Below are 13786 nucleotides of genomic sequence, written 5' to 3' on the forward strand. Positions count from 1 at the left end.
TCATGAAGCCGGGACATCCCGGCTTCATGACCAGTCTTACTACTTCTTCGGAGCGAAGCGCGCGTCGAACACCAGCACCTCGAAGGGTTGCAGCGTCAACTTCACCTTCCCTTCTGCCGGCATGACAAGTTCGCGCACTCTTTGATCGGCATAGCCGGCATGCAGGCGCATCGCCTCCGGCATCCTGCCGACCGGTTCGAACACCGACACGGCATCCAGTTCGACCTCCTTCGGCTTATCGTCGGGATTGCGAAGCGCCAGAGTCGCACCTGCGGGACTCCATGCCGCATAACCGTACACATCGAGATGGTGGGGATTGCCGCCGACCCAGTGCACATCCGCCAGCACCTCGGCATTCTTCCTCGCCCAGCGCACGGCTTCCGCCACATCGTCCCATGCCTTGCCATTCATCATGGAAGCCGTCAAATACAGCTCCTGAAGATTCGCACCGGAACCGAACAGCATCCGCGCATCGTTCTTCAAATCGTTGCCCGCCTTGCTGACACGAGCCGCCTGATACTCCGTACCCAGCACGAGCCCGTGGTGCATCAGAGAACTGAGAGGATACAAAGGCGCACGTTGCACGATCAGGCTATAGCAATAGGCATCCCGGTAAGTAATTGATTGCTCCCGGTCATCGCCCTTGCCCTGCCAGCCCACATCCGCGCTGCCGTCGCGCCAGGTACAGTCTACATGGTTCAACCAGAACGGAGACGGCCACGTACCTACGGTCGTACTCAAAAACAACTTGGGATTGATTGCCCTCAACTCGTTGGCAATGGACAGCAGCGCCATGAAATGAGGACTCACGCCTTCCCCTGCCTTGTCCCACTTGAAGAAATTCACCCCGTCCTTCACCATCAAATCGGCGCACCTGTCGCGAAACCACTTATAATACTCCGGCTGCGCGAGATCGAACTTCCCGGCGGACGCAGGCAGCAGCCCCTTGGCCTTCGCATGATTGATGCGCTCCTGCGTACCCGTATAACCGCCGAGCGGAGAAATCCAGATACCGAAATTGGAACCGATACCCCGGATCGCCTCCGCCGTCTTGCGGAAACCGCTCGGGAACTTCCGTGCGCTTGGCTGCCAGAGATCGGCCTGCACATCATCCCAACCGTCATCGAGCACAAACGAATCCAGCTTGATTCCCCTCTTCTTCCCCAGCTCGTCCCCATACGCCTTGACCGTGGCCAAAAGCTTCTCCTCCGTCGGATTCAAACCGAAATCGTACCAGCAGTTATACTGGAGAAACTGTGTATAAGGCATCGCCCGCTCGCGCTCCAGATAAGCGAGAAACCCGCGGCGCAACTGACCCTTCGGATAAACGCCGAACACGGCCGAAAACTTCTGCTGCGCACCGGGCTGCATCGGCAAATTGCATGCAAAACCGATCGTTGCACCATCCTTACCTATTTCGGCTTTCGCCACGGGCAACTCGACCCCGGCAAAAATCCCGCTCTTCCCGACAAGAGGGCTTCCAGGCACCGTTCCCGACACGCTGAAGCCCTCCCCCTTCAGATCGACCAGCTGGATATTTTTGATATCCACAGGCTTCGTCGCCTTGATATCGAAAGTCTCTTTCACATACGAAGACCCATCCCTCAATTCCGCCCGCCAAGTCACCACAAGCCCGGCTGCCTCATTGTGGAACACCACCTGAAAAGCCTTCCCCGCAAAACCATCCGATGCCCGCGCGCTCTTGCCCTTCTCCGGCAGCAAGGCCACCTCCACGGGCGGCTTTTCCAGCACGAACGAAGACGCGGGCAAATTGAACCCGCCAGCCTCCGTCGACAACCGGAACAACTCGGACTGATTGCCGGACACGGAAGCAGGCTTCTCTTCCGAATTGGAAATGCCGAACCGCACAATCCGGTTACCTTGCACCTCCCACCGGGCGGAAAGCACCTGATTGCCGAGAACCAGCAACGACTTGCCGCCTCCCTCCTGAAGCACCTTCGCCTCAGCCTTTCCCGGTGCCATCGCGGCATCCGGATAAGACACGCTCGTTCCGTTCGCAAAAACGGTTCCCGCCGACATAATGGCGAGCAATGCCGCCGTACACATATTCGTTTTCATCATTCAAAAATCCCTTGAAAAGAATGGACACAAACCATTCATACCATTATACGCCCCCGCCACCTCTCATCTTTCACCCAATGAAAACAAAACAATACAAACATTTCCATATAACACGAACAGAATCGCTTACAAACGCGAATACATCTTGCATTTCCATACGTTTGCGATACAATACCCGCCGACGTATGAAGATCACACTGTCTACACTTGCCATCCTCACCTGCACCTGCGCCAGCCTCGCGACAACGGTACAGGCTGCAGATCAAAGCAAAAAGCCCACCGCTTCCAGCCAAGGCAAAACGTTGCCTCCCGCCCCGTTCGGCGCCGTCCCCACAGATGCGCAGGTCAATTGGCAGCGCATGGAATTCTACGCCTTCGTTCACTTCGGCCTCAACACATGGACTGGCCGCGAATGGGGATACGGCGACGAAAATCCGAAAATGTTCAATCCGACGGATTTCAACGCCGACAAAATCATCAAAACCTTCAAACAGGCCGGCATGAAAGGCATGATCTACACAGCCAAACATCATGACGGCTGGTGCAGCTGGCCCACCAAAACCACCGGGCACAACATCACCAAGAGCCCGTGGAAAAACGGCAAGGGAGATGTCGTTGGCGAATTTGCCAAAGCCTGCAAAGAAAACGGCCTCAAATTCGGCACCTACCTCTCCCCCTGGGACCGCAACAACGCCGAATATGGCCGCGACGGCTACCTGAAAACATACTACGGGCAAATTGCGGAACTGCTGACCAACTACGGCCCCGTCTTTGAAATCTGGTTCGACGGAGCCAACGGCGGCGACGGCTTCTACGGCGGCGCACGAGAACGCCGCCAAATCAAGGGAGACTATTACAACTTCGAGCAAATCGTCAAAAACATCCGCAAACTTCAGCCGAACTGCATCATCTGGGGTGCAGGACATTACGGCGACGCCCGTTGGGGCGGCTCCGAAAAAGGCCATGTCAACTACCCGCACTGGTCCACCCTCAGCTCCACCCAGCCGGGAGGCGGCGGCACGGGCAACCGCGGCGGCGACCGCTGGGTACCTGCCGAAGGCGACACCACCATCAACCATGCCGGCTGGTTCTGGCACGCCGGACAGGCCTCCCGCGTCAAATCTCCGGAACAACTCCTCAACGTCTGGTTCGACTGCGTAGGCCGCGGCGCCAACCTCATCCTGAACGTTGCCGCCGACCAAACGGGCAACCTCGACCCGGCGGACGTCAAGGCACTCCTCGCCTTCAAGGAACTGCGCGACAGGCTCTATGCCAATGATTTCGCCAAGGGAGCCAAGGCTACAGCCTCGGAAACGCGCGGCAACTCCGCCAAATACAGCCCTGCCAACATGGTCGACGACAACCTCGACACCTATTGGGCCGTAGAAGACGGCAACCTCACCCCCTCCGCCGAAATCCAGCTTGCCAAACCGGCCACCTTCGATGTCGTTCGCCTGCGCGAACAGATCCGCCTCGGCCAGCGCGTCGACTCCTTTGAAGTAGACGCATGGGAAAACGGAGCATGGAAAACCATCGTCAAGGACGGCAAAACCATCGGCAACCAGATCATGGTCCGCCTCCCGGAACCCGTCACCACAGACAAGCTCCGCCTCCGCATCACCGGCAGCCAGGCCACGCCCTGCATCTCCGAATTCTCGCTGCTGCGCAAACCGGTCATCATCCCGCAGCCGGAAATCACCCGCCAGGGCGACATGCTCACCATCCCGGAAAAACCCGGCTTCACCGTCAAATACACCACGGATGGCACCGCACCGACCGCCCAGTCACCCGCCTATACCCAGCCTGTGCCATTCGCGCAGGGAGGCCTCGTCAAAGCCTGCTATATCGACAAGGAAGGAAACATCGGCCCGGTCAAGGAAAACCGCTTCGGCATCCCGAAAACCGGATGGAAAATCGTCTCCTCCACGGCGGGCGACGCCACCAAGGCCATCGACGACAACCCGAAAACATTCTGGCACACCCACATGGCACAGGAACAGGCTCCGCCCCAATCCTTCACCGTAGACATGGGCAAGCCCCACGACCTCACCTCCTTCTCCTACCTGCCCCGCCAGGACGGAACATGCCACGGCATGACTGACCGGTACACCTTCGAAGTCAGCCAGGACGGTAAAACATGGAAAAAAGCCGCCGAAGGAGAATTCTCCAACCTGCGTGCCAACCCCATCGAACTGAACGTCAACTTCAGCAAGAAAGAACCGAACGTCCGCTACTTCCGCTTCACGGGCACCCGTGCCATTGAGAAAAACCACGTCTCGGCAGCGGAAATCTCCGTCTTCTGATACGCAGCGGCCGGACAACACGCCTCTCAAGGATGCAATCCCTTCGGATTGCATCCTTTTTATCGCCTTCCGGGCAGAAAACCCGATGACGCGCTGCCCTCTTGCTTTTCCATGGAAGGCATCCCATAGTACATTGGTTCCCATTCCTGAAACGTGAACATCTTCCACACACTCATCCAGACATTCCATCGATCCTCCGGTGATGGAACGGACAATGCAGCCTCAACTGCGCGCACCCTCGATAGCTCGCGCGGCCTCATGGGGGCCATCATGATCCTCAACCTCCTCTTTCTGGAAATACTCGCCTGCATCGGAGCCACCTCCGTAGCCGACGGAGTCCACCGCTCCCTGTGGATGTTCTTCGTCTACTGCTCGATGAGCCTCATCTACAAACTCGCAGCAGGCAACAAAATCTTCTCGAACAAAGTCTTCCTCGTCAGCAGCCTTGCCATTGCGCTGCATCTCGGCATCGTCGTCATGCTCGCCAACTACATGCGCAGCATGCCGGAATGGAACTACCTGATGATCCTGCTGGTACCGTACACGCTGGCGCCCATCATCGTCTCCGTCCTGCTGGGCAAAGCCATGGGCACCTTCACCGCCGTCTGCGTCACCCTCTACGGCCTCATCCTGATGCCCGACCCCTCGCCCGTCTCCCCGTTGAACTACATCTGCCTCAGCCTGCTGACGGGATTGATCGGCGTCGTCCTCACGGGCAACCTCCGCAAACGCGAGCAAATCCTCTCCACGGGTTTCATCGTCGGCATCGTCACCTTCGCCGCAGCCTTCTGCCTCGGAGCCCTCGGTAGCGGAGACGAATGGTTCCGCGCCCGCAACCTGGGATGGGACATCGGCAGCGCCATCGGCATGAGCTTCTTCGTCTCCGTCTTCATCGGCGGCATCCTTCCCCTGCTCGAACACATGTTCCACATCAGCACACCCATCACATGGCAGGAACAGGGGGACATGAACCTGCCTCTCCTCAAAGACCTCCAGCTGCACGCACCCGGCACCTTCCACCACAGCGTCATCGTATCCCTGCTCGCCGCCAATGCCGCCAAAGCCATCGGGGCCAACTCCATGCAATGCAGCGTTGCCGCACTTTACCACGACATCGGCAAAACGAAATACCCTCAGTACTTCGCCGAAAACATCCCCAGCTCCGCCGCCAGCCCGCACAGTGAACTGACGCCGGACATGAGCGCCAAACTCATCATCGGCCATGTCACCGAAGGCGTCGAACTCGCCAAAAAACACAACCTCGGCCCCAGCATCATCTCCATCATCAAGGAACACCACGGCCGCTCCCTCGCCTACTACTTCTATCGGCAGGCTCTCGACAAATTCGAAGCTGCCATGAAAGACTTCGAAGCCGGACTCATCGACACCAAACCCGCCCCCGTCGACGACGAACAATTCCGCTACCCCGGCCCCGGACCGCAAAGCCGCGAAGCCGGAATCGTCTCACTGGCGGACATTGTCGAAAGCGCCACCCGATCCCTGAAAAACCCCACAGCCGAAGAAATGGCGAACAAAGTGGACGAACTCATCCGGGAACGCCTGTTGAGCGGCCATCTGGAAGACAGCAACCTCACCCTCGGCGACATCCATAAAATCAGGGACTCCTTCCTCGAAACCCTCAAAACCATGGCGCACAACCGCCCCGAATATCCGAAGCACGAAACGGAACCCGCTCCGAAAAAGGCCACCGCCTGATCCGTCCATGATGCCGGAAATCGAAATCTACCTCAACACGGAAACGCCGTGGCCCACGGAACGAACCGTCGGCCACTACCGCAAACTGCTGGAACAGGCCCTGCCCTCCCTTCTCTCAGCCCCGCCCGGCCCCGAACACATCCTCTCCACCCTGCAACTCGTCGAAATCAGCATCGTGGACGATCCCACCATCGCCCGCATCCACGGCGAATATCTGAACGACCCGACCGCGACGGACGTCATTACCTTCCCGCATGGCGACGGCCTCGGTGAAATCATCGTCAGCGCCGATACGGCCGCCTCCTACGCCGCCGCCCACGGCGTCGACACCGCCCGTGAACTCTTCCGCTACATCGTCCACGGCCTCGTCCACCTGCACGGCTACCTCGACAACACGCCGGAACTCCGCGCCGACCTCTTCGCCATACAGGAACCCATCGTCGAATCCTACTATCTCGACGAACTGGAGCCGTAACGCAAACTTCCGGACAGGGATTGCCATCATCCTCCGGCAAGGCACAAAATACTTGTCAAGCCACGTCCTCCCTGCTATCATCCGTCAGCACATCGCCTTACGCTCCGTTAGCTCAGTTGGATAGAGCAACAGCCTTCTAAGCTGTGGGTCATTGGTTCGAATCCAATACGGGGCGCCACCTTCCCTGCCCCTCACCCTCACACCATGTCCGCTCATCCTCTCCTTGCGGAAATCGCCGACAAAATGCCTGCACCCGGCATGGTTCTTTGCGTATCCGCCATCATCACCCTTGTGTTCGCTGCCATGCTCTCCACCGAAATCAGGTGGAAACCGCTACTGGCCAGCATCTACTTCCTCATCCTGATATGCGGCCAATTCCTTCTGCTCAGTGACGACGACCTCGGAGCATGGTGGTGGAAAGAACTGGACTACGATTACCCCCTTTGCATCGCCTTATGCTGGTGGGGAATACCGGCTCTCGCCCTCCTCGCAGCAGCAGGCAAATGCCATATGGCACACCGGCGGAAGCCAGCACAAAAGGCCTGATCGTGCATGAACCTTTGCGTTCCCCACCTCGCCCACATCTGCCGTGCAGCCAAAAGCCCGGCACTTACTCCACCTGTAAAGCCCATGAAGGCAAATCACCCACAATCACCCGACCAAACAGGCAACATCTCGAAGCACAATAAAAAAGAACAGCATCCGTTATGGGCGCGTACAGCCTTCATTCTGCTTTCCGCAGGCACATGCTGCATCTTTCTTCCGCAATGTACCGGCATGGAATCTTCCGATCATCTCGAATCATCGGCACATTGGCACGGCATCGCGTTGCGCCTGATGGCCGCACTTCCCGTGATCGGAATTATTGTCAAAATCCTTCTTTGTCTCAAGGATCCGAACCATGGGCAACAGCAGGATTTGCCATACGCCTCAAACAAAACGAACAGATCAAACCGGCGAAACAATGGCCCTGCGCCACTCCTGACACCACAGGCTGAGAGTACCATCATCACTCTTGCCGAAAAATGGAAACAAAACACCCCTGAATCCGAACGCGAACTTCAATACAGACAAGCAAGGGATTATATGGTCAAAACCATTGCCAACAGAAAAAAACGACTGACTCTGTTTACATGCTTTCTTCGAAAACCTGCATGGAAAACCGACACAGCCGCCATCAACGAATTTGTCGATCAATTCCTATGCTTCACCACAATATGCCACCGAGTACAATCTTATAGGAAATTTGCATTCATCGATTCCATCCTGGAGCTGATATCTCGGGAAATGCGCATGAATCTCAGAAACGAATACAACAGGAAATACAGTCAAGAACGGAAAGAAGCCATCCGTTCCAAATGTCAATACTACCAGTTCTACTCGTTGGAGGGCATTTCAACCCTACTTCAGAACATTGCCACGATAGCGGATTGCATGGAGCCAACGGATACATGGATCAAAAGAATGGGGCTGGTCGAACACAGTGCGGCCTATTACGAACAAATGATCATCGACCGTTTATCGAAGGAAGAAGCAATCAGCCTGTATATCTCGAGATTATATATCGAATGCCAAAAACGTGAAATGAATCAGGACCACTGCCAACGATACCTGGACAACATTCAAAAAATGGTTCGGATTCAGCAGTGGCCGGATGATAACGAATTGCTCCTGAGGCTTCTCGGATTACGCAAGCCCACACTGGAAGATATAGATGACACGATAAGCATTATTATCTATAAAAACCATTACATCTCATCCAAATGCCGAGACTGTGCGGAACCGGCATGCGATCCGGAAAACATCAAGCAAACCTCCCCTGAATCCACGATGGCATAACAACCAACCTTCCGGCTTGGACGTACAACCGTTCCGAGCAGGGGCAACGCGCCTCCCGTTTTCCTCTCAAGGCATCACAGCCTGCGGTTCCTGCCATTCAGATTTCACTCCGCCACCGTTTCCGCCACGCCGACAGGCACTTCTTTCGGAGAGGCCGAGGCAGAAACGCCTTCCGGAGGGGTCGTCACGAACGCTTGCATCAGCTTCAACAGTGCATCGACGTCCCTCAAATCGGCCATCTCACGAGGAGAATGCATATACCTCACAGGGCATCCGATCATCGTCGCCCTCCCTCCCATCATCATCGCCGAAAGGAAATCCGACAGCCCCACCATCTTGAACGTATCCTTCTGCATGGGAATTCCCTTCACATTGGCCAAATTTTCCAGTGAACGGTTCATCTTCCTGTCGAAGCGGTATCTCGCATTCCCCGCTATTCTCCCCGGATACGCCTGCAAGACAGGCCCCTTCCCCATTGATATAGGCAATCCCTCGAATTGCTCGTCGGGATACTGCATCGAATCGACCGTGCAATCCAACGCGATCACCTGCTCCGGAGGATTCTTGAGGAAATAGGCAAATGAACCCAGCAGCCCCATTTCCTCCCGCACTGCCGAAAGCAGTACCACATTGTATTGAAGATCGTTCTTGTGCGCAGCGAGATAGGGGGCCAGTTCCGACAGAAGGAACACATGCAGCCTGTTATCCAGCCCATGGGCTACCAGCCTGCTCTCCGCGATAATCTCGGCCTGCGTCGCAGGCACACACAGAGTTCCCGGCACAATGCCCATTTGCTCCACCTGCGCCGCGTTGTTGGCGCCGACATCGAACTCGACGTTTACCCATTTCGCAAAATGGTCGCGCCCCTTGTTTCTCTCGTCCGGTTCGAGTATGGCCTTGGCATACCGCTGCCTCATTTGCAGACGCTCCATCCAGGACATGCGGTAGCAATCGCCGCTCGCATTCATTTCGGTCTCAATCAGCTCCAGTTGCCTGTCCACTGGAACGACGGCATCGGGTTTCATCCCTTCCCACCATCTGGGCCTGCACCCGGCAAAAGCAGGTACGGGCCCCTTCGAGCCGTGGAAAACATAAGGTACGGACGCGACGGCATCCGGATCCGGATGCCCCAGCAGCTTCACCTTGACAAACCCGCGGGGCGTCGTTTCCTTCACTTCCAGCCCCACCTCGTCGATATGCGATACAATGACCAGAGTCGGTGCATCCTCTTTGGGGCTCTCGAACTCGGCCCATGCATTGCCGACTTCGTCCTTGCCCACACGGTCGGCATGGGGAGACACCCTGTCCAGCCACATTTGCTGGGCCTTTTCTTCCTTCGTCGAAGGTGACGGAGTATTCAAAAACCGAGTCAGAAACTCCGTCGATTCCGGTGTGAAAATTCCGGGCGCATTATCAGCTGCGGACAAGCCCGCAGCCATCCATAGGGTCAGAACAGCGTATCGTATCATTGGGGTGGCCATCACTATCCCATACGGCAGCCCCAACGGCAAGCACGAATTCCCCCATATACTTCCGGATTGGGTAAAAACACCTTATCCTTCGCCGTTTCCCGATCTCAACAGCGGAGCGACACGCGTTTCCAGAATATCCATGACTCCCTCATGCTCCGCATAAGGACTCACGTATCCCCCTCTCTCCCTCAAAAAATCCTTAATCTCGGCATGGGCATTGCAGGGGCATGCACACAGGGCGCCGGGATGCAGGCGAAAGGCATCCAGATCATTATGCCCGTCTCCGAGAATGGCGATCCTCTCTTCCGGGATACCCCACGCTCCTGCGATATGCCGCAGGGAAGTTCCCTTGTTGTAGGAGGTATGGCAGAATCGCAGATACGGCCCTGCCCGCTGCACGGACAATTCCGGGCAATCCTTTAAAACACCGGCCACCAACGGAGAAAACAGATCGAGATCGGGCATATGCTCCACTTCGATGGAATACGGATCTTCGGCATCCCTGCTCCATCGGCTGGCGGGATGGCGGCGCCTGAGCTCAACAAAGAAATCCTCCAACCGCACATGGTGCAGCCGGAAAACCTCCTCATGCGCATGGCGGCAGGCCGTATTGCGCTCCATATCGGGCCGCAACACACCGTCCTCGTCAGCCCGGTACACATAACGTTCGCACGTCACGATGAAATCGGGCGAAAACGGAGCCACTCGGTTGAACTCTTCCAGCAGGTAATTCAAGGATCGCCCCGTGTTGATGCCCCATCGCACCCCGCAGCACGATCGCCAGCAACGCATCAGATCGAAAAAGCCGGCGCTGATCCCGGGCGAGGCATCACGGCTCCACAGGGTGCCGTCAAAATCAAACGAAAGCAGCCATTCGGCTTCGCCGGAATCGGTGAGAGCCGGCTGTGCAGGAAGATCGCGCGTCCACATGGCAGCTTAATCACCGACCTCCTCGGCAACGGGAGGATCATCCGGCACCTCGGCAGCCGTCGGCGGGTCGACGACAGGCTCCGCCACAGGCACGGCAACCGGAACAGGCTGCACAACGGGCGGCTTCGGTTGAACAGGTTGAACACTTGGACTGTTATTGCCCGTATTGCCGGAGGTTCCGCCCGATACAGGGCGCACGGCAGGCACATTCTGGGCACCGCGTCCGGAAACGGGCGTCGTTCCTCCTGCCGGAACGGCAGCTGTTTCTTTTTTCGACAGCAGCGGCACATACACCGCGGGAATCGCATTCGACTGCTTGAGACGGTTCAGCTGGCTCTGCACCGTGGACGACAGATTGTCGATACGCAGCACATCCACCTCCTTGCTCGACAGGCATTCCGGAGGAAGCTTTTCGCCTTTCTTGCGCAAATGGATTTCCACACGGCGGTTCGCCGCCTGTGCGGCATGGTCGCCCGAGGTCGAAACGATCGGAGAACGATCCCAGCAGGCGCGGATATACACGCGGTCGAGCGGAACGCCGTTCTGCTTCAGCCACAGGCGCACGGCATTTGCACGCATCAGGGAAAGAACAAAATTGTATTCGTTGGAACCGAAACTATCCGTATGCCCTTCAATCACGAAACGGGTTTCGGGATTCTTGTGAATCAAAGCAGCCAACTGGAGCATGCTGATGCGGGCTGCATTTCGCAACTCCGCCTTGTTATAGGCGAACAGCAGATCGGCACCCAAACGCGCAGGGCCGGCGGTTGCTCCGGGATTCGACAGCTTGATCAGCTCGCCCAGCGAGCGGGAACCTCCGGGCACATCGGCCGCATCGCTTCCCTTGTGCTTTTTGATCTCGTCGGCAATCAGCCTCGAAGGATCGAGATTGTCGGGAATATCCACCGCAGCCACCTTGATCGGATTGTTCGTCACGGGCGCAATTTCCGGCAGAGACGAAGGTTCGTCATCCGCTCCTTTGATCAGAGGCTTCAAGTCGATGTCAGACGGTTCGGGCATCGACATGCTATTCTCGGGAGACGGCGGTTCCGGCGTAGGAATATTCGTTTCGCCCGGAGCAATCGTCAACTCCTCAATCGGCATATCGATAATATCGATCTCCTGCGGCTCGATCGTCTCCACCTCCTTGGGCTCTTCCGGAGGCACTTCGGGCAAAGGCTTCTCCTTCACATCCTCAGGGTCTTCCCGGGAAATCATGATAATGCGATCCGGCGTCTCCTTCTTCGGCGGCAGCTCCGTCAGCCGGAACACGAAACCGTCCGGCCACCAGAACGTCAAAAACATGAATCCGCAGCAATGCAGCACCACGGCAGCGGCCACGGCTCCCAGCAGAACGGGCAGCATGTGGCGCGGCCTCAAAAGCTGGAAACCCTTGCGCCGCCTGTTGCGGGGGAAATTCCTGTCAATACCGTTCATGGCCTGCCCTCCGTCGTTTTCAATTCGGAAAATCCTGCCGTCACCTTGGGCAAATCCACCGTCGGCAACATCTTGGGCGGAACGAAACTCACATGTTCGCCGACCCATTTCACCAGCTTTTCGTTCAACTGGTCTTCACCTGAATAGAGCGCCACCTCGACGGTTTCCTCCTTCATCTGCCCGTTCTTGCCTTTCTCGAAACTCATTTTGATACGCCGCTCGGCAGCATCCGCCGCATCCTGCGATGTCTTCGCGCACCACACGGCTTTCTCATCCGAAGACAACTGGCTGTAAATGTAGAGGGAATCCTTCAATGGCGCGTAAAAATACCGCTCCGTACAAACGAGCAGCACCGGAACGTCGCGGGAAATGGAAGGTGCGGCATCCACCGGAGCCACATCGAAACTCGTATAATCGGCGGCCGCTGAAATACCCATATTCGTGAGCCAGAAAGCCGGAAAACACAACATACGGTTCATGCGCCCCTCCAAATCGGCCCACACGGCATCCTTGAGCGTCTTGTAGGCATCGATCGCCACCACGGAACGGATACGCGCATCCTTGGGCGCAGCCTGCAGGGCAAGCGAAGCGCCGAACCCTTCGCCCAAAATCATGGCAGGCTTATCCAGGCCGCCGCATACCTTGTCCAACGCATTCAGCAAAAGTGGCACATCATCACACTCGCGCAAACCGTGCGTACAGTATTCCCGAGCCTGATCCGCACCGCGCGGATTCCACAGCACACAGGTATATCCCGCCGCCGTCAACACCTCCGCCCAGGGCAAGGAAGCGACAATACCGTGATCCCAGTCCGTACAGACCAGCACATACCCGTTCCCCGGCTGCAAACCCTGCATCACCATACTGCCGTTCACCCGTTGCTGGCGGGAAGACAAATCGCCTTCCTGCACGGCGATGCAAGCCTCCACCTGCCTGCCGTCATACCCGGCGAAAGAAAACGGCCGGAGCTTCATCCCTGCTGCCGCCTTCGGCATCAGGGGTTCGTCCTTCAGTTTCTCATTGAGCGGACGCACGATCGGATCGGATGCATACGAAGCATACCAGCACATGCCTCCCACAATGCCCGCCGCAACAACGGCAATGGACACGAAGAACCAGCGAAGAATGGAACGTTTGGCAGCCATGGGGAAGTTTCCGCCCGGATAGGGCGGCGCACACAGTATATACGCAAAGAGAACGGAAACCAATAAGAATTTCTTGCAAGAACGTCTTGATTTTTCGAGGAACAGACGGCATACTTGTGTCATGCGGACGTGTCTCGGTATGTTTCTTCTGGCCCTCGTGGTCCTCTTCGCAGGGGGAACCATCGTGTACCAGACCTATACCAACTCCGGCATCAAGTTCGAACAAAAGGAACGCCACTCCGAATTCACCAACCCGAAGGGCAAACCGAAAAACAATGCCAGGCCCGCTGCCACACCTTCCGCACCGGCTGCGGCACCTGCTCCAGAGGCACCCATCGCTCCTGCGGTCGAAGAACCGCCCATTGCGGAACCCGTACCGGAATAACA

Annotated in this window: 11 protein-coding genes and 1 tRNA gene; 7 read left to right on the forward strand and 5 right to left on the reverse strand. The window is 56.9% G+C overall.

Annotated elements, in window-relative coordinates:
• Window positions 1-39 precede the first annotated feature (39 nt).
• Entirely contained in the window at window positions 40-2082 is a 2043-nt protein-coding gene (locus tag AC781_RS01780) for an alpha-galactosidase (protein WP_067772488.1), read from the reverse strand.
• A 185-nt stretch (window positions 2083-2267) separates the two neighbouring features.
• Between AC781_RS01780 and AC781_RS01785 the strand changes: the two genes are divergently transcribed.
• From AC781_RS01785 to AC781_RS01810, 6 genes are all read left to right on the forward strand, one after another.
• Window positions 2268-4385 (forward strand): alpha-L-fucosidase, encoded by a 2118-nt coding sequence (locus tag AC781_RS01785; protein WP_172801736.1) that lies wholly within the window; start codon window positions 2268-2270, stop codon window positions 4383-4385.
• A 153-nt stretch (window positions 4386-4538) separates the two neighbouring features.
• Complete coding sequence (locus AC781_RS01790) at window positions 4539-6101, forward strand: HDIG domain-containing metalloprotein (RefSeq protein ID WP_067772491.1); 1563 nt, start codon at window positions 4539-4541, stop codon at window positions 6099-6101.
• Window positions 6102-6108: 7 nt separating this feature from the next.
• Window positions 6109-6576, forward strand: a complete 468-nt coding sequence (gene ybeY / locus AC781_RS01795; protein WP_067772494.1) for an rRNA maturation RNase YbeY — start codon at window positions 6109-6111, stop codon at window positions 6574-6576.
• Window positions 6577-6677: 101 nt separating this feature from the next.
• A tRNA-Arg gene (locus AC781_RS01800) sits at window positions 6678-6754 on the forward strand.
• Between the two features lie 26 nt (window positions 6755-6780).
• On the forward strand, window positions 6781-7122 hold the full coding sequence (locus tag AC781_RS01805) for a hypothetical protein (protein WP_067772497.1): 342 nt from the start codon (window positions 6781-6783) through the stop codon (window positions 7120-7122).
• A gap of 6 nt (window positions 7123-7128) precedes the next feature.
• Window positions 7129-8415, forward strand: coding sequence for a hypothetical protein (locus AC781_RS01810; protein WP_141675682.1), 1287 nt, complete (start codon window positions 7129-7131; stop codon window positions 8413-8415).
• Window positions 8416-8519: 104 nt separating this feature from the next.
• On the opposite strand, the gene AC781_RS01815 is transcribed toward AC781_RS01810, so the two are convergent.
• The 4 genes from AC781_RS01815 to AC781_RS01830 all read right to left on the reverse strand — a co-directional run bounded on the left by AC781_RS01815 (window position 8520) and on the right by AC781_RS01830 (window position 13399).
• Entirely contained in the window at window positions 8520-9776 is a 1257-nt protein-coding gene (locus AC781_RS01815) for a M28 family peptidase (RefSeq protein ID WP_172801737.1), read from the reverse strand.
• A 192-nt stretch (window positions 9777-9968) separates the two neighbouring features.
• Window positions 9969-10817 (reverse strand): HAD family hydrolase, encoded by an 849-nt coding sequence (locus AC781_RS01820; RefSeq protein WP_067772508.1) that lies wholly within the window; start codon window positions 10815-10817, stop codon window positions 9969-9971.
• A gap of 6 nt (window positions 10818-10823) precedes the next feature.
• Window positions 10824-12254 (reverse strand): OmpA family protein, encoded by a 1431-nt coding sequence (locus tag AC781_RS01825; protein WP_067772511.1) that lies wholly within the window; start codon window positions 12252-12254, stop codon window positions 10824-10826.
• Window positions 12251-13399 (reverse strand): alpha/beta hydrolase family protein, encoded by a 1149-nt coding sequence (locus tag AC781_RS01830; protein ID WP_067772514.1) that lies wholly within the window; start codon window positions 13397-13399, stop codon window positions 12251-12253. The genes AC781_RS01825 and AC781_RS01830 overlap by 4 nt, the downstream gene beginning before the upstream one ends.
• 121 nt (window positions 13400-13520) lie before the next feature.
• On the opposite strand from AC781_RS01830, the gene AC781_RS13900 reads away from it, so the two are divergent.
• The gene (locus AC781_RS13900) at window positions 13521-13784 is read left to right on the forward strand and encodes a hypothetical protein (protein WP_067772517.1); all 264 of its coding nucleotides are present in this window, start codon (window positions 13521-13523) and stop codon (window positions 13782-13784) included.
• Window positions 13785-13786: the final 2 nt, after the last annotated feature.

Origin of the sequence: Neoakkermansia glycaniphila (genome assembly GCF_001683795.1) — a bacterium.
Classification (GTDB): Bacteria; Verrucomicrobiota; Verrucomicrobiia; order Verrucomicrobiales; family Akkermansiaceae; genus Akkermansia; species Akkermansia glycaniphila.